17 protein-coding genes are annotated in these 18,896 nt (G+C 63.7%); 9 read left to right on the top strand and 8 right to left on the bottom strand.

The genetic code is table 11. From position 1 onward, the window contains the following. Nucleotides 1-23 precede the first annotated feature (23 nt). Both ACMCNO_RS13150 and ACMCNO_RS13145 read left to right on the top strand, forming a co-directional pair. Nucleotides 24-599: an SMI1/KNR4 family protein gene (locus ACMCNO_RS13150; RefSeq protein ID WP_412749699.1), complete on the top strand. Its 576-nt coding sequence runs from the start codon at nucleotides 24-26 to the stop codon at nucleotides 597-599. An 830-nt stretch (nucleotides 600-1,429) separates the two neighbouring features. Beyond that, nucleotides 1,430-2,818 (top strand): serine hydrolase domain-containing protein, encoded by a 1,389-nt coding sequence (locus tag ACMCNO_RS13145; protein WP_412749698.1) that lies wholly within the window; start codon nucleotides 1,430-1,432, stop codon nucleotides 2,816-2,818. Between the two features lie 762 nt (nucleotides 2,819-3,580). Here ACMCNO_RS13145 and ACMCNO_RS13140 read toward each other — a convergent pair. From ACMCNO_RS13140 to ACMCNO_RS13120, 5 genes are read right to left on the bottom strand one after another with little or no spacing between them, the layout of a single operon-like run. Next, nucleotides 3,581-4,291 (bottom strand): enhanced serine sensitivity protein SseB C-terminal domain-containing protein, encoded by a 711-nt coding sequence (locus ACMCNO_RS13140; RefSeq protein ID WP_412749697.1) that lies wholly within the window; start codon nucleotides 4,289-4,291, stop codon nucleotides 3,581-3,583. 43 nt (nucleotides 4,292-4,334) lie between these two features. Next, nucleotides 4,335-4,661 (bottom strand): hypothetical protein, encoded by a 327-nt coding sequence (locus ACMCNO_RS13135; protein ID WP_412749696.1) that lies wholly within the window; start codon nucleotides 4,659-4,661, stop codon nucleotides 4,335-4,337. Continuing rightward, nucleotides 4,658-5,917 carry a WXG100 family type VII secretion target gene (locus ACMCNO_RS13130; RefSeq protein ID WP_412749695.1) on the bottom strand — a complete coding sequence of 420 codons (1,260 nt, stop codon included), beginning with the start codon at nucleotides 5,915-5,917 and terminating at the stop codon, nucleotides 4,658-4,660. The genes ACMCNO_RS13135 and ACMCNO_RS13130 overlap by 4 nt, the downstream gene beginning before the upstream one ends. Next, nucleotides 5,914-6,252, bottom strand: coding sequence for a type VII secretion target (locus ACMCNO_RS13125; protein WP_412749694.1), 339 nt, complete (start codon nucleotides 6,250-6,252; stop codon nucleotides 5,914-5,916). Before ACMCNO_RS13125 ends, ACMCNO_RS13130 begins: the two co-directional genes overlap by 4 nt. After that, nucleotides 6,249-6,647: a YbaB/EbfC family nucleoid-associated protein gene (locus tag ACMCNO_RS13120; RefSeq protein WP_412749693.1), complete on the bottom strand. Its 399-nt coding sequence runs from the start codon at nucleotides 6,645-6,647 to the stop codon at nucleotides 6,249-6,251. Before ACMCNO_RS13120 ends, ACMCNO_RS13125 begins: the two co-directional genes overlap by 4 nt. A 533-nt stretch (nucleotides 6,648-7,180) precedes the next feature. Here ACMCNO_RS13120 and ACMCNO_RS13115 point away from each other — a divergent pair. From ACMCNO_RS13115 to ACMCNO_RS13090, 6 genes are all read left to right on the top strand, one after another. After that, nucleotides 7,181-8,710, top strand: coding sequence for a recombinase family protein (locus tag ACMCNO_RS13115; RefSeq protein WP_412749692.1), 1,530 nt, complete (start codon nucleotides 7,181-7,183; stop codon nucleotides 8,708-8,710). A gap of 866 nt (nucleotides 8,711-9,576) precedes the next feature. Further along, nucleotides 9,577-9,885 carry a hypothetical protein gene (locus ACMCNO_RS13110; protein ID WP_412749691.1) on the top strand — a complete coding sequence of 103 codons (309 nt, stop codon included), beginning with the start codon at nucleotides 9,577-9,579 and terminating at the stop codon, nucleotides 9,883-9,885. Then, a complete protein-coding gene (gene hxsB, locus ACMCNO_RS13105; RefSeq protein WP_412749690.1) occupies nucleotides 9,882-11,327 on the top strand; it encodes a His-Xaa-Ser system radical SAM maturase HxsB in 1,446 nt (481 codons plus the stop codon). Before ACMCNO_RS13110 ends, hxsB begins: the two co-directional genes overlap by 4 nt. Before the next feature lie 68 nt (nucleotides 11,328-11,395). Continuing rightward, nucleotides 11,396-12,493, top strand: a complete 1,098-nt coding sequence (hxsC, locus tag ACMCNO_RS13100; RefSeq protein WP_412749689.1) for a His-Xaa-Ser system radical SAM maturase HxsC — start codon at nucleotides 11,396-11,398, stop codon at nucleotides 12,491-12,493. 165 nt (nucleotides 12,494-12,658) lie between these two features. Then, nucleotides 12,659-13,270, top strand: a complete 612-nt coding sequence (locus tag ACMCNO_RS13095) for a ComEA family DNA-binding protein (protein WP_412749688.1) — start codon at nucleotides 12,659-12,661, stop codon at nucleotides 13,268-13,270. Between the two features lie 335 nt (nucleotides 13,271-13,605). Next, entirely contained in the window at nucleotides 13,606-14,628 is a 1,023-nt protein-coding gene (locus tag ACMCNO_RS13090; protein ID WP_412749687.1) for a hypothetical protein, read from the top strand. A gap of 252 nt (nucleotides 14,629-14,880) precedes the next feature. Here the strand turns inward: ACMCNO_RS13090 and ACMCNO_RS13085 are convergent, their stop codons facing one another. Both ACMCNO_RS13085 and ACMCNO_RS13080 read right to left on the bottom strand, forming a co-directional pair. Beyond that, nucleotides 14,881-15,498, bottom strand: coding sequence for a hypothetical protein (locus tag ACMCNO_RS13085; RefSeq protein ID WP_412749686.1), 618 nt, complete (start codon nucleotides 15,496-15,498; stop codon nucleotides 14,881-14,883). A gap of 53 nt (nucleotides 15,499-15,551) precedes the next feature. Continuing rightward, nucleotides 15,552-17,177: an RNA-directed DNA polymerase gene (locus tag ACMCNO_RS13080; protein ID WP_412749685.1), complete on the bottom strand. Its 1,626-nt coding sequence runs from the start codon at nucleotides 17,175-17,177 to the stop codon at nucleotides 15,552-15,554. A gap of 603 nt (nucleotides 17,178-17,780) precedes the next feature. Here ACMCNO_RS13080 and ACMCNO_RS13075 point away from each other — a divergent pair. Further along, complete coding sequence (locus ACMCNO_RS13075) at nucleotides 17,781-18,041, top strand: hypothetical protein (protein WP_412749684.1); 261 nt, start codon at nucleotides 17,781-17,783, stop codon at nucleotides 18,039-18,041. A gap of 21 nt (nucleotides 18,042-18,062) precedes the next feature. Here ACMCNO_RS13075 and ACMCNO_RS13070 read toward each other — a convergent pair whose 3' ends face one another. After that, nucleotides 18,063-18,800, bottom strand: coding sequence for an XRE family transcriptional regulator (locus tag ACMCNO_RS13070; protein ID WP_412749683.1), 738 nt, complete (start codon nucleotides 18,798-18,800; stop codon nucleotides 18,063-18,065). Between the last annotated feature and the right edge of the window lie 96 nt (nucleotides 18,801-18,896).

Genomic DNA, 18,896 nt, shown 5'->3' with positions numbered 1-18,896 from the left:
GCGTCTATGCGTGGAAGTGACAGATGACAGATCAACTGGTCCGCCTCGAGCGCTGGCTGGGGACGCACGCGCCGGAAACCGCTGCTGCCGCCCACCCTCCTGCCACACCCTCAGACATTGCCGACGCCGAGACGACCCTCGGGTTTCCCTTGCCCAACGCCGTGCATCGGCTCTACCTGTGGCACGACGGGGGGGCGAGCCGGTCCCACGATGCGCTCTGGCTGACACCCGAGTTCGGCTTCATGTCGCTACACACTGCTCTCACCGACTGGGCGATGCGCGGCGAGATCGCCGAAGAGGAGTTCGGCCCTGACTGGCGAGAGGAAGCCGACTTCTACTGGAACGAGCGATGGTTCCCTATCGGCACGAGCTGGACCGGAGACCTTCTGGTCGTAGACTGCTCCGACTCGCCTACACAGGGCCAGGTAACCATCGCTGGCAACGAGGGGCCGATGGGCTCAGATCCAACTTGGCCCCACCTCGACGTCCTCCTCCAGCAATTGGCCGACGCACTCGAGTCCGGTACGGCTCTGCACGACCACACGCCCGTGATCCAGGACGGCAGGCTTGCCTGGCTACCGCAAGAAAACTCGGAGTAGGGGTCCGTCCGGCTCGGCCCAAAGTGGCCTCGGGCCGCCGCGGCGGTGTGGTGAACAAATGTGTTGGAGCGGGACTTGAACACCCACACCACTGACCTCGACGTTCGCTTTACCGACCCGCGACCACACACTTAATATCCGCTGGTCAACCCTTGATCAAATGTGTCCGAGGCTCAACACTCGAGACAAGCACACGGTGATCGCGGCCAGAGAGCTCGCTCTCTTGAATTGGTAAGCGCCTGCCGCACACCTGGCCGAGCTCGCGCATGGGCCACTGGGCATCATGCCTCGGCGGGCTCAGACGCGCCAGCGGGGTGAGTGTGTCGGTGTGACCTGCGCAGCGCTTGCTGGCCGCGCGCCGAGCTCCACCGGCCTGCGGACTCTCCACGGAGAAGGTCACGAGACGGTGCACCAGCTTCTGAAGGGAGCCGGCAAAGTCGTCAGAACCTCGCCGTTCGACGCCGCTGCCAATCCGCGTCCGGCCGGGCCACCACCAGCCCCGGGACGGACGCCGTAGTAGGCGCCCTGCGCGCTCCCGATGTCGTCCCAGCGCAGGTACGACTCGAAGGCAATGCCTCGCTGAGCGATCCCCTGGAAATCCGGGGCCACCCGGCCGCGCCGCACCCGCCGGGCAGTGGACCGGACGTTCAGACCGGGACAAGGGTCCGACACCTACGCGATGCGTGCCCAGAGCTTGCCCTTGTACCCGCACGCGCTTGATGCCGGCAAGGACGGTCGAGGCCGAGTGATCAGGCGGTTTCACCAGGCGCCGCTTCTCAAACGTGGTTCGCGGCTCCCGCCGACCCCAACCAAACCCTTAGGATCGCAGCATGCCCAACCCAAGTCATGCCCCGTCCACATTCGACGCCGCATCTTGGCAGCAACGACTCCACATACTCGCGGAGAAGCATCGCGTGGCTGGTGCAGCCCTCGGCATTCTGTCAGGCGACACGATTCTGTGCGCTACGTATGGAATGGCCAATGCTAGAGCCAGGATTCCAGTTCAGCCTGACACCGTGTTCCAAATTGGCTCAATCACCAAGGTCTACACGACAACAGCGGTCCAATGCCTTGTCGCCCAAGGACTTCTGGATCTGGAAAAGCCCCTATCGACCTGGCTGCCGGAACTCCGGCTGGCGGACGGCCTGGAGAACCGCATAACGCTGCGCCACCTTGTCACACACACCAGCGGTATCGCCGGTGACATCTTCACAGACACGGGCCGAGGCGATGACTGCCTCGAACGATATGTCGATGCCCTGGCCTCCGTGCCATCGAACCTTCCACCAGGCGAGAGCTTTTCCTACTGCAACTCAGGCTTCAGCCTGGTGGGCCGGATCATTTCAGCGGTCACCGGCAGGGTGTGGGACGCGGCGATGCATGACCTCGTCTTCAAACCGCTTGGTCTTGAGAACACAATGACGTTGCCGGAGGAGGCGATACTCCACAGTGCTGCCGTCGGCCATGAACGGCAGCACGATGGCACCTTTGCTCCGGTGGCGCGCTGGGTACTACCTCGATCCGGCGGCCCAGCTGGCGGAATCATCTCATCCGTAAGTGACGTACTCGCCTTCGCACGCTTCCATCTTCACGACGGAAGTCTCCCGAATAACGAAGCACTGCTTCCAGCCGAACTTATACGCGATATGCGTTCCCCACATGCTGAAATGCCGTTCGATAATGGTGAGACAAAATCAGTAGGGTTGGGCTGGTTCCTCCAGAACTGGGGCGGGCACTCACTTTTTGGGCACGACGGCGATACCATTAGCCAGACTGCGTGCCTCCGCGTCATGCCATCGAAAGGCCTCGCGGTCGCGCTTCTGACAAATGGCGGACCGGCCCGTGACCTCTACAGATCCCTGTGCGACGAGATCTTCGCCGAACTCGCCGGAGTCTCTCTGCCGCCACTTCTCCAGCCAAAGTCCGACCCTGAACCGTTTGATCTCGAGCGGCATGCCGGCGTTTATCAAGGCTTCGAGGACAATATTGAAGTCGTACGACACGAAGGAGTACCGCTGCTACGGTGGACCTTCTCGGGCTCCCTTGCGGATGTCATGCCGACCACCGAAGGCGAATACGAAACCGTGGTAGCCGGTCGTGATCTGCTGCTCCACCGCGATCCAGGCCAAACCCGTTGGCGGCCCGCCACGTTCGTGCGGCTACCTGATGGCAGACCTTGCCTCTACGCCGGAAACCGCGCATATCCACAAGCGCGCTAGCTCAACATTCCCGAACATGCGAAGGACTGCCGTCGTGACTACGATGATCCTTCCGGCACACCAACAAGGCGAACGAGAGCACAAGGGTCGTGGCGCCGACGACGCAGGAGCTAGCGGTTGGTCTGACCACCCGCCGCTTACGGCGGCTCCAACGGCGGCAACAACAACGGATTCTCGCACTACAACCCCGCGGTCACCGTCCTGAACCCGAGCAATGTCAAGGGAGGCACGCTCAACCTGTGGGTCGTCACAAGACGCCGACTCATGAAACCCGGCCCGCGGCTACTACACCTTCGTGTGGCACCTCAACCGGCTCGACACCCGGCGAACTCATCGACTACGCCAGCCAAACCCCAGCCCTGCCGCAACCAGCCGGACCGTCTCACCGAACCCCGCCTCGACATGATCGACGCCATCGACTTCGCCGCAGCTCCGCAGCCGCCGGATCACCCTCCACACCGGGCTCGACGAACGAAAAACCGAACCCGAGGAAAGGGGCTCAGCTCAAGAACAAGCTGCACCAGCCAGCGCTGCCTGGACTGACCACGCTGATCCTTGCCGCAGACAGGGAGAACGCCCCACCGAAGCCATCGACAGAATGTGAATGACTTTGGTGGGGGTTAACGTGTCCGACACCGTGATCGCGTCCAGAGAGCTGGTGTATGAGGCTACCGGTGTCGCACTGGGATGATCCACGCCAGGGCTGGCGACCGCGCCGATACGCCGACCGCCTGCGGTGCGGCCTTGCGGGCGAGGATCGCCCTAATGCATGGTTCGCTGGTAGAACGGTTCGGTGTTGCGCAACATCCACGCGGTGATCGGATCGCTGGGGTCGTTGAGAAAGACCGTTTCGACCGGATACTGGGCGGGCACCTCTGCGGTGCTGTCGCGGACTGCGGTGAGGACGTCGTCGTGCTGCATGCCGGCGCCCGGGCGCTCGGAACGGATCCCGATCAGCAGAGCTGGCGGTTCGTCGCCGACCTGGGCGAGTGCGCGGCGTGCCTCGGATACGCCGGGGATGCGGGCGAAGGCCGCCGCGAGCGCGGCCAGCAGTTGCTCCGGCTCCTCAGCGGGCAGGCCGAGGCGCATCCGGGTCCCTGACCGGACGGTCCCACCGCGCAGGCGGCGCACACCACTGGGGTTGACCGGCAGCCCGAGTTCGGCCCCAGCGTTGACGGCCAAGCCGAGCTCGGCGGCCATCAGGTCCGCCAGCTCGCGGCCGGTGAGCACCATGTGCGCCTGGGTGCCGGCGCCGCGGGCGTACTGTTCGGCGGAGGTGTAGGCGGCCACGTGTGGCCGACCGTCCAGGATCACGATCGGCAGTGGGGTGGCGCCGTTCTCGTCGGCGCCGGCCGGCAGCGGCACCCAAAGCTGGCTGTCGGCCAGCGCTTGCAGCAGCTGATCGGGCGAGGTTTCGCCGGCATGGGCGCCCGCGAGTGCCCGCTCCAGAGCATTGGCCGGGAAAGCCATCATCTCCCCATGTCACGAATTCGGGTCATGTCGGGTAAACAGTAGATCAGGTGCTGTGCAGCAGACCGTGCAGCTCCCCCGTCAGAGCGGCGAGCTGCTCGTTCTCCGCCACCATCGCTGCCCGGTCCGGGCGTTCCACGTGGAAATCGGAGAAGTTGCGGCCACCGGAATACAACCGGTCGAACGTCAGCATGGCGTACTTGAGCACCTCGGCCGGATCATCGTCGGTGGTGAGGATGTCGACCACCTGGCGCAGCTGCTCCGCCCAGGCGAGCCGGACGCCACGCGGAGCCTCGCGGAGGACGAGTTCCCGCAACTGAGCCGCCGCCCGCGTGGCTGCGGCGATGGTCTCGTGGGGATCGCTTGCGGTCATCTCAATGGCTCGTTTCCAAGGACGACGCCGCCTTTCCAGGGTTCCGGGATGAAGACTTGATGGCCGCCGCCAACATAGACGCCGCCCATGCTGCCGACCGGGCCCGCATACACCTTCGTTCCGGCTGGGATCTTGATGGCGTACACGGAGTCGATGATCGACGTGCCGGTGTGGCCGCCCTCGGAGTCGAGCCAGTGCAGCTTGACGGCGGTATCGATGCGCACCTCGGCGACACCGGCGGGCGGCTCCAGGGTGAACCATTTGCCGAATTCGTTTCCGTGGCTGTCGCCGCCACGGTAGAAGACACGGTCCTCGGCTAGTTCGATCTCGTCGTAGCGGCCGCCGGCGAAGTTCGCCGCCGGAGTGCCGTCCATGGCGGCGAGCGGGCCTGGATTCTCCACCATGTTGTAGGTGTAATCCTCCGGGGCCTTCGGCGCGAGCGGATCTGCCGCAGCGTGGGGCTTCGCGCCCGAGGGCGACACCGGATCCGTACGGGACAACCGCTGCAGCAGCCCGCGCAGGTCAGTCAAGGCGTCGCCCAGCTTGCCCAGCATCGGTCGTAGCCGGCGCAGGCTGTTCAAAAGTGCACGGACGAAATGCTGGATCTTGTTGACCCATTTCGCGACCAGCGCGCCGACCTGGCCAATCACAACCGGGGTAGCGATGCCGAGAGTGACGCCCTCTTCGGCCAGCCACTGCGGCAGCCGTGCGGCGAGCGTGCCGACGAACTCGGCGATCAGGTCCCGCACGATGCCGCGAACCAGGCCAACCAGCAGCCCTGCGCCCTCCACCGCGTAGGAAATGCCTGCCGCCGCGGTCGAGATGCCTTCCAATACGGACAGGTGCTCCCCGGCGTGGCTGCGGTATGCGTCGCCGGAGGCGCCGTACCAGCCCGCGACCTCGGCGCGGAGCCGGTCGGCGAAGTCCTGCCGGGCCTGCCCGGTGAATGCGGCGACGTTCTTCCAGGTAGCGGCGTGCGCGGCGACCTCGTCGGCATTGCCAGCCAGCCAGTCAAGGGCGTCCTTGAGGGGTTTGACGTGCTCCATCAGCCAGGAGACGCCCCATGACACCAGCGAGCCGAGCGGGTCGATCACCAGTGACAGGGTGTCCAGGGATGCACCCACGCCTCCGAGGGTGCCGTCGACCCAGCTTTGGTTCTGGATGCCGTTGGTGATCTGTTGCACGTCCTCGACCAGGCCGAGCCCGGTGGCCCAGGTCGTCGAGTCGTGGGCTTGGGCGACGAGTGGATTGGTCACAGCGGCAGCTCGCTACCGGGCCTGATCGGCGATGCAGCACGGATCCGGCGCGCGCTGCTCTGATCGGTTGCCTCAGTGTCGGCCGCGGCGGCGCGTAGCTTGACTGCGGTCTCCTGCAAGGCCTCTGTACTGCTGTTCAGGGCATCAAGAGCGAGACCGAACACGGGTGACAACAGAGCGGGCAGGAATTGGCACAACTGTCCGTACGCCTGGGTATCCATGCTTACCTCACGGATCGCGCCCCGGGCGGTTTGCACCTGCTCGGCGACCCGATCGACCGTGCCTGCGTGCCGGCGTACGTCGTCGGTCGGGAACCGCACCACGTCGGCGCTCACCGAGTGCCCTCATCTGTCTGGGTGTCCGGCGACGGCTCTTGCGGAAAGCGGCGGGCGAACGAGTCGATCACTGCCTGCCCGGTGGCGCTGTCTTCTCCCACGGTGCGCTGGACCTCGGCCGTGACGGCGTCCGCGAGGTTGTGCTGCGCGTCCCGTGTCACCTGCAGGATCCTTCGGCTCAGCTCCCGGCCGGTCGTGAGAGCCCGATCGTCGAGGCTCACGTCGACCAACTGCCCGTTGGACCCCACCGACACGGCGATCAGACCGTCAGTGCTGCGAGCCGTGCCAGTCAGCGCAGCCACCTTGCGCGAAAGGTCCACAGCCAAGGCCGCCTGCACGTCGGCGCCAGACACCAACGCGTCGAGCCAGCCTTCGGCCTCGTCGACGTCGTACATGATCCGACCCTCCCCCACGATCGAATCTCGCACCTTAGACCGAGCAGCAAGCCGCCGCAATCCGGCACTGCAGGGGTCGGCGGGGAAGTGTCAGCAGCTCGCGGCCGCCCATACGTATCCTTCGACTCACCGGCAGCGTGAGCAATACACCTGCACCCGCCACCACAACCGGGTCCCGCCTTGTCGGAGTGTGACGACCCGATCGCCTAATGCAACAACACGGCCCGGTCTCACAAATCGCTACTGTCGACCCCAAGGGGGCGCCGACCGCCCCGCCCGTACCGGCAAGGCGGCCCGGGAACTGGCCGATTTCTACACCCCGCGAAGCGTTGGGTCATGCAGCGGAGCCTCCCGGATGGCCCCCAGCCAAGCTGGGCAGGTCGTCTGGCGTGTCGGCGACGAGCCCGTTCTCCGCCGCGAGTGACGACGACCGTGCCGGCGCCCGTTCAGGTGGCAACCGGAATCCCCACGTCATTGGCGCCCGCCATCACTGTCTTCTTTACGAGGCGTCCGGCACAGCGGAGGTGGCTGACGTGACCACGGCGATCGATGTGCCAGACGGCGACGTGCTCGGCTTGTGGGCCACCCAGCGAGCCAACCGGGTCCGCCACCACGGCCGCCGGATCGAAACGGGCCTACGGTTCGCGTTCTACGGTCGGGTGTCCACCCAGGACCATCAGGATCCGGTTTCGTCTCGACGATGGCAGGCGGACTTCGCCCGCGAACTCGTCGCTGGGCACGGCCGGATCGTGGCCGAATACTTCGACGCCGGCTACTCCCGTGAAGTCGCCTGGAACGATCGGCCCGAAGCCGCCCGACTGCAGGCCGCAATCACCAACCCGCATCGCGGGTTCGACGCGATCGTGGTCGGCGAGTACGCGCGGGCGTTCTACGGCAGCCAGGCCCTACACCTTGCGCCATTGCTGCTCGTAAATGGCGTGCAGTTGTGGCTGCCCGAGATCGATGGACCAGTCGACCTGAGCAATTCGACGCATCAGGCGCTGCTGATGCTGCTGGGCGCCCACGCCAAACAAGAGATTCAGCGGGCCCGGTTCCGCACCACCGCAGCCATGCAGGCCCAAGCCCGCGAGCAAGGCCGCCACCTCGGTGGCCGGCCGCCCTACGGATACCGCATCGTTGACGCTGGGCCACACCCCAACTCCGCCCACGCGGCCTGGGGCCGACGCCTGCACCGGCTGGAGCCGGATCCGCGGACCGCGCCATGGGTGCGGTGGATCTTCGCACGCAGGCTGGAGGGGCACAGCATCGCGAGCATCGCCCGGATGCTCAACGAAACGACGGTGCCGTGCCCGTCCGCAGCCGACCGCGGACGCAACCCGCACCGGCCCGGCGAATCCTGGCATCTGCGTACGGTGGCCGCGATCCTGGCCAACCCCCGCTACACCGGCCGCCAGGTCTGGAACCGGCAACGCACCAACCGGCGACCAACCAACGACGTGGTCCCCGGCGTTTCCGGACTACGAACGCTGACCCCCTCCCCGCAATGGGCGATCTCCGACAAACCCGCACACGAGGCCCTGGTCAGCGAGTCCGACTTCGTCGCGGCGCAGGCCGTCAACGCCAGATGCCGCCCGACCGACGGCATCACCCGCGCATACCTACTGACCGGGCTGCTGCGCTGCGGCACGTGTGGACGCAGCATGGAGGCCCAGCTCAGCCACGGGAACCATGCTTACCGATGCCGCCACGGCCACACCAGCGCCCACCCCGCATCCCGACGCCCATCGCCGAACCTCTACCTGCGCGAACACCTCATCCTCAGCCGGACCTTCGCCCAGCTACACACCATAACCAGCCGTGACACGGCAATCCTGCGGGAAATCGCTGAGCTTCAACGCACCCAGAACGCGGCCATGCTTGGCGCATTCCTTCGAACTCACCACGTCACGATCGACTGCCAGGTGACGAGCCTCTCGCTCGAACCCGATCATGAGAGATCGGCCATCATCCAGTCACCTACCAGCGGGCCAGAGCAGGCGTTGAGCATTCCGCGGCAGCGCGCTCAGCGGCAGAAACCGGAGCGAGGCATCGTCTATGACTGATGCCTCGTGGGGATTTGCGTGTCCGAGCTCAACACTCAAGACAAGCACACGGTGATCGCGGCCAGAGAACTGACCTGCGCACCGAGCGCTTCCGGAATCGGACCGACATGATCAGCGACATAGGCAGCGGCCGCACCATCTGATGCGACCGCGCTTCCCTACGGGTGAACCTGACTCGGAAATATGGGATTAAAGGAACACCGCTGCTACGGTGTCCGGCGTGCGACGCGCCTTCCTCATTCCGGTGTCGACGGCGCTGACGGCGCTCGTCCCCACCGGCCCGGCCCAGGCGGCCCAGGCACCCCCGCCCCCTGTACGCGTCGAGATACGCCGTTCGGAGGAGAACCAGCCACTGCTGGCCCTTCCGCTGTCCACGACCCGGCTAGGGGGCGACGTCGAGCACGCATTCCACGGCTCGCACAGCTCACACAGCTCACATTCCTCGCACTCCTCGCACTACTCGGGCCACTCATCGCACTCGTCGCATCTCTCGCACGTCTCGTCGGTAAATCCACCGAACAACGAGGACGATACGTATGACGATCCCTACAGCCCGTACGAAACCGAGACCCCATCGCCGACGCCGACGCACACACCGAGCCCGAAACCGACCGCTAAGTCGCCGACGCCTACTGAAGAACCGGATACTGAAGAACCGGAGCCGACGCTGACGAGCGAGGCCCCGACCGTCCCAGCGACGACGGCCACAACGGACGTGCGGCCACAGCCCGTTTCGGATTCGTCGCCGCTCGGGATGCTCGGCAGGTGCTGCTGTTTCGTCGCGTTGGCCGGGGCTGCGGCCGCAGCTTTCGCCCTTCGAAGCCGCAAACGCGGCGGCCGATGACCGTCCCCCTCAGGAGCTGAAGATGCCCGAACCTCAACCGGATGCGGTCATCAGACTCGATGCCGCTGCCCACCCAGCGGACGTCGTCCAGCGTGCGGCATACCGGTTCAGCGACGTCCTCACGGCCGAGGTCGGCCGCGACGGCGACATCCTGACCTGCAAGGTATTCGCCCGTGACCCGCAACGCCTCGGCACCGCTGTGCACGACCTCCGCGCCGAGATCGTCGATCAGGTCCTGCGGGCCCGAATCCGGGACGAGACCCAGGAGGTTCGGAACCTCGTTCTGGCCGTCGCATTCTCCCGGACCGGGCTAGCGGAGCCAGGGGCATGAGGCAGCGACTCGCCCTCGAGCCGACCTCCGGCCCGCTCGAACACCTACCGTTTCGTTTCGAACGCTGGGCGGACGACCGAGTCTTGGTGACCAACATGGTCGGCGAGCACGTGTTCCTGGCCAAGGAGGAGTTCGCCTCGCTCGCCGAGCTACGGATCGGAGATCCCACACTGCTGCGGCGGTTGCGGGCGAAGCACATCGTCCGGCAACGAGGCGAGGAACTGCCTGTGGAACTCCTCGCGCTCAAGTACCAGACCCAGCACCACAGGCTTGCCGACTTTACCGGTCTGCACATGTTCGTGGTGACGCTGCGCTGCGAGCACTCCTGCAGCTACTGCCAGGTTTCGCGCCGAGCGGTGGCCCGCACCGAATATGACATGTCCCCAGAAACCGCGCTGGCCGCGGTCGACGCGGCGTTTCGATCGCCGTCGCCACAGATAAAGTTCGAATTCCAGGGCGGCGAGCCATTGCTCAACATGGAAATCGTGCGGTTGGTGACAGAGGAGGCACAGCGCCGCAACCGCACGGAAGGCAGGCAGCTCGCCTTCGTGATCGCGTCGAACCTCGCGCTCCTGGACGACGAGGTGCTGGACTTTGCGGACGAGTACGACGTGTACTTCTCGACGTCGCTGGACGGGCCGCAAGAACTCCACAACCGGAACCGGCCGCGCCCCGGGCGGGACAGTTGGGAGCTAGCTCTGGCAGGAATCGAACGGATCCGACAGCGGCTCGGGCACCATCGGGTGAGCGCGCTGATGACAACCACGGCGGCGACCCTGGGCCGGGTGCGTGACGTTGTCGACTGCTACCTGGAAAACGGCTTTCGCGATGTGTTCTTGCGCCCGATATCGCCGTACGGGTTTGCACTTCGACCGCGGCAGCGCAACAGCTACGACATGGGAGCCTGGATCGACTTCTACACCGAGGGCATGGATTACATCTTGGAGCTTAACGCGCGGGGCGTCCCGGTAGTGGAGACCTACTCGGCACTGGTGCTCAAGAAGATGCTGACGAACGCAAACCCCGGATATGTCGACCTCACCTCTCCTGCGGGAATCGGCATCGGCGCCCTGGTCTACAACTATGACGGCGCCGTGTACGCCTCCGACGAGGGTCGGATGCTCGCCGAGAATGGTGACACGACGTTCCGCCTCGGACATGTCGTACAGGACTCGTACGAGGCGTTGATGACCTGCGCAGCGTTGCTGGACCCTCTTGAGGAGTCGTACACAGGAAGTGCGCCGCAGTGCTCGGACTGCGCGTTCGAACGCTGGTGCGGCGCCGATCCGGTCTTCCATCACGCGACCGCCGGCGACCCGCTCGGCCGAAAGCCTGAGTCAGCATTCTGCCGCCGAAACACCGCAGTCTTCCGCTACCTCCTCGACCGATACACCGCGGATCCGCGAGCGCGAGAGCTCTTCTGGGCGTGGGCGGCCCGGTGACTTCCCTTCGCGGTCGCACACTGTCCGCCATTCTCGACCGGCCACTCACCCGCGAGCTATGGCGACTCGTGGACGTTCATCCAGCCACCTCGGACGAGGCCGTCATCGGCTCGGCCTCCACGGCCACCGCGCTGAGCGTACGGCGCTCGGTAGACGGCCCGGCCTCAAACGCGATCGTGCTCCCCCCACACCTGGACTACCTCAGCGCTGGCGACATCATTGCCGTCTCACCCACGGGTGCGCAGGTCGAGGTGTTGTGGCGTTCCCAGTCGCCGCACAACAGCATCCTGCTGACCGAACGCTGCGACAACTACTGCCTGATGTGCTCGCAGCCGCCGAAGGAACGCGACGACTCGCGCCTCCTACAACGCGCCGCCGCGCTGGTCCGCATGCTCCCCCCAACCGCATCAGAACTAGGTTTCACCGGCGGCGAACCGACGCTGTACGGCAGCGAACTGGTCGAGCTGCTGAGGACCACATCGCAATGTTTACCGGCCACTGAGATCCACCTGCTATCGAACGGTAGACGGTTCGCCGACATAAACTTCGCGGCCGAGTACGCTACCGTGGACAATCCCCGCCTCATGGTCGGCATCCCAATCTTTGGCACCGAACCATCCCTACACGACTACGTGGTCCAGGCGCGTGGAGCCTTCAATGAGACGATCGCGGGTATCCTCGCTCTCGGTCGTTTGCGGCAGCGCGTCGAGATCCGCGTGGTCCTGCAGAAGTACACCGCACCCGTGATCGTGGAAATCGCGGAGTTCATCGCCCGTAATCTGCCGTTCGTGGACAAGGTTGCGCTGATGGGTCTCGAGATGACCGGCCTAGCCCGCGCCAACCTCGCCGACGTCTGGGTCGATCCGAACGACTACCGCGCCGATCTTGCCGAGGCCGCCATCGTTCTCAAACACGCTGGCGTCCGCACCAACATCTACAACCACCAACTCTGCGTGCTAGATCGCCGGGTGTGGCCACTCGCGGTCCGATCGATAAGCGACTGGAAGAACGAGTACCTCGCCGCGTGCCTACCTTGCTCGGTACGACAACTGTGCGGCGGCCTTTTCGCCTCATCGGCGAAACACCGCCACAGTGACCACATAGCGCCAATCCTGACAACGCAAGGCCCACAGGTCGCAGCGCGACAGACACCCTGTCCAACTTGATACTTTTGCCCTTCTTGCTTCTACACTGTTCGGATGCAGCAGGGTCCCCCATTCCCACCGTCCCCACCACCCCAGAGCCGGACACCGCAGTTCGTCCGCCGCCAACCCGGGACGTGGTGGTGGTTTCTCGTCCCACTACTGACCTGCGGCTTCACTACGTTCGCGATGGTTGCGTTCGGTACGACCCGGCTCACCAAGGTCCGGTCTCGTCGGTTTCTCCAAGTGAACTTCGCGGCGGCCGCCGTCTACTTCCTCGTGACGGGGGCGTACTTCACTTTCATCCCGGCACTCGAGCCAGACAGCGTCCTCTACAACCTCTTGATGTCGGTCACCCTGCTGCTCACTTGGTGCATCGGAACTGCACACGTCGCCTTCCTACAGCACCTAGCGAAACGGAAGGAGGCCGGTAACACTCCGTGGGACGGTCGCAGCGGCGACCCGGCGGTCGCGGCCGCGCAATGGCGCATGCAGCGCCGGAAAGAAGCCCAGGATCTGGCCGTTCAAAACCCTGCACTCGCCATCGAGCTGGGCATCGGGCGACCCGACCGGCCCGACCGGCAGTACATGGACGGCGGTCTAGTCGACATCAATCACGCACCCGTCGAGTGGCTTGTCCGCGACCTGGAACTGACGTCAGCGCAGGCAGCCGAGATCGTCGCCGTGCGAGAGCAGAGCGGGGGGTTCACCACTCCAGACGAGATCATTATCCGTTGCTTAAGCATCACCCCCGACCGATTCGCCGTCATCCGCGACCGGCTTATCACGCTGCCGATGTAGCAATCAGTGAGCCTCAATCATCCTGCGAAGGAGAGCGGGGCGTGCCGTACCGCCTTGATCGGCCGCTCAGCCACATCGCCGACTTCACCGCTCTGCTCGTCGGGCACCGCCGAGACCGAAGGGATACGCACACGGTGATCGCGTCCAGAGAGCTAACATGCCAGGCTGCCGGTGTCACCCAGGGCTGACCCACATCAGGACCGTCGATCTCACCGATACGTCGACCGCCTACGGTGTGGCCGTCCGGCACAGGAGCGCCTCCAAGATGGGCAGGTCCCACCGCGCCGAAAATGTGACGCCGTCCGGCGCGGTTCTTGCAATGATGCTGTGCTGTGATGGCCATCCTGTCCACCCTCGCCTGCACCGTCCTTCGTGGCGTGCTGCCGTACCCCGACCTGTCGCGTCGCATTCGCGTCCGACGCAGCGCCCGCACCCTCGCGACCTGCAAACCTTTTCCCCGAGACGAGGAGCAAGTCACCGGCGACGACTTCGCACGGGTGGCCCTGGTGCGACTGTTGTTTCTACAGCGCGAAACGCGGCGAGCGGTCCGGACCCGTCAGCGTGAAGCGGCGGCCCTACTCACTCGCACCGCCATCGAGACCTGCATCCTGGGCTTGTGGTGCCTGCTCATTCCTGACGCCGCAGCCAAACTCCGCGCTTCCGAGTACAAGGCCGGAGCGGCCATGCTGACGTTCCTGTCGAGCACCGGGATCATCCCGGAGGACCTCATCCGGCGTGCTGCTACCGCTCTCGGCGAGTCCCAGAAATTGCCCGACGTGCGGTCCATGACTCAGCAGATCGACTCGAAGACCGCCGCGACGCTGGCCATTCACCTGTATGACCTGGCGTATCGGCCGGCGTCGCAATACTTCACCCACTCCACCAATTCCGCACTACGGCGGCATGTGACAGCGGACTACGGCTACGCAATCCGACCCGCCAACTGTTGGGTGCGTCGCGCACCGGTGAGGTTGGTGGACGCCTGTGTCGGAGTTCTGGCCGGCGCCATCTCGAACAGCGTCGCGGCCCCTGCGGGTCTATTCGTGCGGTATGGCGAGGACCATGCCAAGCGTGTGCTGCCGCCTTTACTGGTCACGATCGGCAGAGGAACGGGCCACAGACTCGGTCCGACCGGTATTGTTTCCGCGCTGAAGGAGGCGGGCGCGACGCGGGCTTACCTGTCCGGCGTCGGCGCGTCTGACACCTCGACGGAACGTGAAGCCCGGCTTCGCTCCATGTATGACTCGCTGATTGCCCGCCTCGATATTGCCGATGTTCCTCCGGAAGCAATTCGGCCCGTCGTCGATCATTTCGTCGCAAGGGTTCTGAGCGAGTGGGACGCGGCGCCGGAGCGGTAAGGCAGGCACTGGCATCCGGTGATGCTGATGTCGTCGATGCAGCCTCGTACACGCCACTGCCGCCCGAGCGGTCGAGCCCGATGTCGATGCGGCTGACCTGCCTTCCCGCCAGTGCGCGGTGCCGGGCGGTCAGGTGGGTTCCAGCGACCGGGTGATCATCCAGTCACGTACCAGCGGTCTAGAGCAGGCGTTGAATATCCCACGGCAACGCGCTCAGCGGCAGAAATCGGAGCGAGGCATCGTCTACCGGTTCTATGCAGACACTTGGAGTCCGACCATGGCCTCAACAAGGTCCTGCATCACTTCTACCGAAGGGCGGCCGCTCGCACCCTGGGTAATAGTGTCGAGTGACATAGTCACATAGCGAGCCCGCCGCGGGTTAAGGAGCGTAAGATTGTCCATCCTCCGACCCTTAGCATAATACATGGTTGCGTAGGTGATGAGTTGACGCAAGTCAGTTCCCCTGAAAGGACGGGTAACCGCCTTTACTTCCACCAGGTCGGTTGCGACCCGAATATCACAATGCGCATGGGGGATGACGCCGCACCCCGGTACGGTGGGGGCAAACTCGATGTCCGACTTCCCGGACAAGAAGCGGAGAATTTTGCTGGAGACCTTAACCGCCTCCCCCCGCTCGGAGATCGTTAATGCCTCGCTTGCAAAATCGCTCCGGGGCAGCCCTGCGAGGGCCTGCCTTGCCGCGCCCTCATAGTCTCCGTCAAGCATCTGCCCGGTGTTGTAGCTAGATGAAGCCATGAGAAATGCGGTCTCGGCAATAAGTGCGTGACGCTGGTTTATACCGTAACTTTCGACCGCTCGACCAAGTGACTGCTGCTGTGTATTTAGCCATCTCACAACTCGATCAAGCATCGGCACAATCTGGCGCCATACCGAGGACTGGCCAGCGAAATCCTTTGCAGATATCAAACCGGAACCCTCCATCCGCTTGTGTTCCGCTTCTCGGCGGCCCAGTCTCGAACAGAAATATCCAGCCCTGTCATTCCAGGCTTGTTCGACTCCCTCCAGTGCTTGCCTTCGTCCTGCAGAATATATGAAGCTATGATAAAGGCTCGCCGAACCCAGGGATGCACAAAGTTCACGTAGTTCTTTTGATCACTGATCCAGTACCGTACGTCCCATCTCGCCATCGTAAGCATGATGTCGCGTTGGATATTCGGCGCAGTACCGCTACCAAAGCCGTGATTTGCGTTGTAGAGCTGAATCAGCATTTGTTCATTCGCCAGGGTGTGCTTTCCTGCCAGTGCCCGCACCATGTAGGAAAGATTTAGGTCTATTCTAGCGAGATAGTGACGACTGGCGATTAGCTCCCTGATCCTTGATTGAACAATCTCAATCGTGTCGTCGCCGCCGTTATTATCAATATATCCGCGCACTGCTCGCATGACTTGTGGCACCACAGGACTGAGCGTTTCAATGTTTTCCATTAGCGACATAACTGCCTGCCCGCGCGGTCCAGGATCCATCAGCTCCAATGCTGCAATTAGCCGTCTCGCGAGAGCTGCATGTACGCGTCCTTTTGATAGCTCATCCCGCAGCAGTCCGAGAATGTCAAACTCGTTGAGCTGATCACGAAGACGCACATAGTCCTCTTCGGGCGTCGCTGAGTAAGGATCGAAATGGATATGAAGCCCTAGAAACTTCGCAGCGCTGCCCGGCTCTGGATTCACAGGATCGAGCATTGACAGGTACTCGCTAGAGGTCATGATTCTAGTCTTGCTCTTCTGCAGAGCCATTCCTTCGTTGCGCAGGAGCTTTTCAGACAAGAACCCGATGGCCTGATAGGCGCTCTGGATATCTTTGACAAAGAACCGGTAGTCATCGGCGTATCGGCAGAAATCCCGCGCGTCCGGATCGGCCAGGAGAAGGTGATCCACTGGATCAAGGACCAGCTCCGCAAGCAGGCGGGCGGCAGGCCCGCCGACGGGAAGACCGTATGAGGTGTTGTTGGAGAGTTTGCTTAAGATCGCCATGATCTGACGAGTTTTGTTCGCGCCTGGATCTAGGCGACGAAGGGCGTTCTCAAGGCGGTGGTGGTACACGCGCGAGTAAAAGTCTGCAATGTCAACCGTGACCACGTACGAACTTGTTGTTGCGAGCTCACGACTGCGCTCCTGAAAGAGGCGCCATCCGTCTTGACTGAACAGCCCGTCTTCCCCGTCGGGTCGAAAACGGTAGGAATATACGCGCCCCTCGCTCTCCGGAATCCTGCTCGACTCGATCTCGTTCGCCATCGAGAGCACCAAGGACAGAAGGTATGTATTCCAGAGAGGATCAACCTGGGTTGCCCATCTGAATCCCGTATAGCCGACCGGCGCAAGCGTTGAATAGCTGTGGACTGGCTGCTTGATTCGCTCGTCGAAGTTCTTAGCCAAGTCCGCTAGTAAATTGATCACATCGTCGGGGCGATCGTGCATAACGTGATTTTCGATGGGAAATGGAAAGACATCCGTGTCTCCCCAAGTTGATACATTCGTGACAGCACGCCGATAAATCGAGTTCTCAATAAGTGCCATGTTCTCCGGATCCATATGTATTGACGTTACTGCGACGCACGAAGAAACTCTAGCAAGATTTCTCCGCGACTTCAATTGTCACCGGCGACCGTTCAGCCGTACTTGCCGAAATGTCCCCTGATTTTCAAAGGGCGGGCTCCCACCCGGCAGTCGGAGGCCGTCGAACTTATTGCCGGACTCACGACGGTCGAGCCGACATGCAGTGGCCTTCCTGGGACGAGAAGACGTAACGGGACGTCCGCGATGACGGGGTCCCGCCCAAGGAGGTATCCGACGAACCCTGTCGGACGGAACCTCACTGCCCTGGTGGAGGTTCTTCCGTAAGGCCCCGGCCGTCCGTGAAATCGCCTCCGGGCGGCTGGGCTGCACCTATCAGAGGACGCTCGATGACCCTTGGACCGCACCAGGAAGTTTACGTCTCACTGTCGAACCGCATCATTGCTTATTACCGCGATGTACTGGCGGCTCACGCCGATGATCCGGCTGTCGGCGCCTGCCTGCTCTGCAGGATGTCGAGATGTGCGGACCGGCGCTCAGCCGCCCAGAGATTGATCCACACCGGAAGCAGGACCGCGTTTATGGTTGATCCTCGAACCTCCGTAGCCGAGGAGGTCTGAGGTGACCAGATTCGCGCCGATCAAGATCGGCGACGTCGTCCGAGTGGCCGAGGACGACTACTGCTACGGCCTCGGTCACCTAACGCTACGCATAACCAGGGTCCACGGTGTGCTGATCTTGGCGGAGGAACCATGGATCGCTGTTGACGGCATTCCCTTGTGGCCGCGGGGAGTCGAGGGCGAGGAACGCTTCGCCCAGATCCGTGTTGCAGCCGTCCGCCACCTGCCGCAGTCGACGTTGAGCAGCGACTCTGAGCTGTGAAGCATTGCGCTGCATACGTGATCACCTGAAGTGCGCCGGTGCTGGTTCCGATCCGGACCACACCCGCTCGAAGGACGCGAGGTAGGTCGCTACCATGCCGTCGGCGTCGACGCCCTTCAAGTGCAAGACCGGCGCGTGTGCGCCGGGACGGCCGAGCACGTGCATATTGACGAGCAGTTCGTTGTCCGCGCGGTAGATCGAGTTGTAGAGCACCGTGTCATGAACGCGCAATCGGGCGCCCGCCTCGACAATGGGTTGAAAACCGACTAATGCGGTGCGGATGCGTGCGCTCATGCCGTCGCCGATCCGTTCCTGGGCTCCCCGGTCGGCGACGTGGACGCCGTTGGGATCACCGAGTGCGATGCGAACACGCACATCAGCCATTGACTTCTCACGAAGGAGGGCCGACACGACGCAGTCCTCGGCGAGGAAGAGCGCGCTGTAAGCGAGGATGCTGATCTCCTTCGTGGCCTGCGCGAACAGCCGTGACCACGCGTCGGCCGGCACCGCTGATCGATGCGGGTAGACGATCCGGATCTCATCGGCTTGTGTCACCAGCTCGGACGGCCGGGGCAGGTCGGGCCATAGGTCGTGCGGTGACCAGCCGGTCAGATCGACCAGGGCATCGCGATGCCGGGGGTACGGCATACGACCGTTGATCCAACGTTGCACGGTCTTCGGGTCGACGCTGAGGCGGGCTGCGACGTCGACCGCATTGATTCCGGCGCTGCGCAACGCGCGTGCAAGTGGGTGATTCACGCAACGACTCCGATCGCTGGCGAGACCGCCATCGTAGCCAGGAAGTCCCAAGACGTCCTCACCCTGTGGTTCACATTCAGTCACATCTCGTAGAGG

The organism is Krasilnikovia sp. M28-CT-15 (genome assembly GCF_047159595.1).
Lineage (GTDB): Bacteria > Actinomycetota > Actinomycetes > Mycobacteriales > Micromonosporaceae > Actinoplanes.
This window is presented reverse-complemented; position numbering and strand designations above follow the sequence as displayed.

What these genes read in the sequence shown, in the direction of transcription:
- ACMCNO_RS13150 (WP_412749699.1), top strand. Translation starts at nt 24, where the DNA reads ATGACAGATCAACTGGTCCGCCTCGAGCGCTGGCTGGGGACGCACGCG.
- ACMCNO_RS13095 (WP_412749688.1), top strand. Translation starts at nt 12,659, where the DNA reads ATGGTTGCGTTCGGTACGACCCGGCTCACCAAGGTCCGGTCTCGTCGG.
- ACMCNO_RS13120 (WP_412749693.1), bottom strand. Translation starts at nt 6,647, where the DNA reads ATGTACGACGTCGACGAGGCCGAAGGCTGGCTCGACGCGTTGGTGTCT.
- ACMCNO_RS13090 (WP_412749687.1), top strand. Translation starts at nt 13,606, where the DNA reads ATGGCCATCCTGTCCACCCTCGCCTGCACCGTCCTTCGTGGCGTGCTG.
- ACMCNO_RS13085 (WP_412749686.1), bottom strand. Translation starts at nt 15,498, where the DNA reads ATGCTTGATCGAGTTGTGAGATGGCTAAATACACAGCAGCAGTCACTT.
- hxsB (WP_412749690.1), top strand. Translation starts at nt 9,882, where the DNA reads ATGAGGCAGCGACTCGCCCTCGAGCCGACCTCCGGCCCGCTCGAACAC.
- ACMCNO_RS13145 (WP_412749698.1), top strand. Translation starts at nt 1,430, where the DNA reads ATGCCCAACCCAAGTCATGCCCCGTCCACATTCGACGCCGCATCTTGG.
- ACMCNO_RS13080 (WP_412749685.1), bottom strand. Translation starts at nt 17,177, where the DNA reads ATGGATCCGGAGAACATGGCACTTATTGAGAACTCGATTTATCGGCGT.
- ACMCNO_RS13140 (WP_412749697.1), bottom strand. Translation starts at nt 4,291, where the DNA reads ATGATGGCTTTCCCGGCCAATGCTCTGGAGCGGGCACTCGCGGGCGCC.
- ACMCNO_RS13135 (WP_412749696.1), bottom strand. Translation starts at nt 4,661, where the DNA reads ATGACCGCAAGCGATCCCCACGAGACCATCGCCGCAGCCACGCGGGCG.
- ACMCNO_RS13110 (WP_412749691.1), top strand. Translation starts at nt 9,577, where the DNA reads ATGCCCGAACCTCAACCGGATGCGGTCATCAGACTCGATGCCGCTGCC.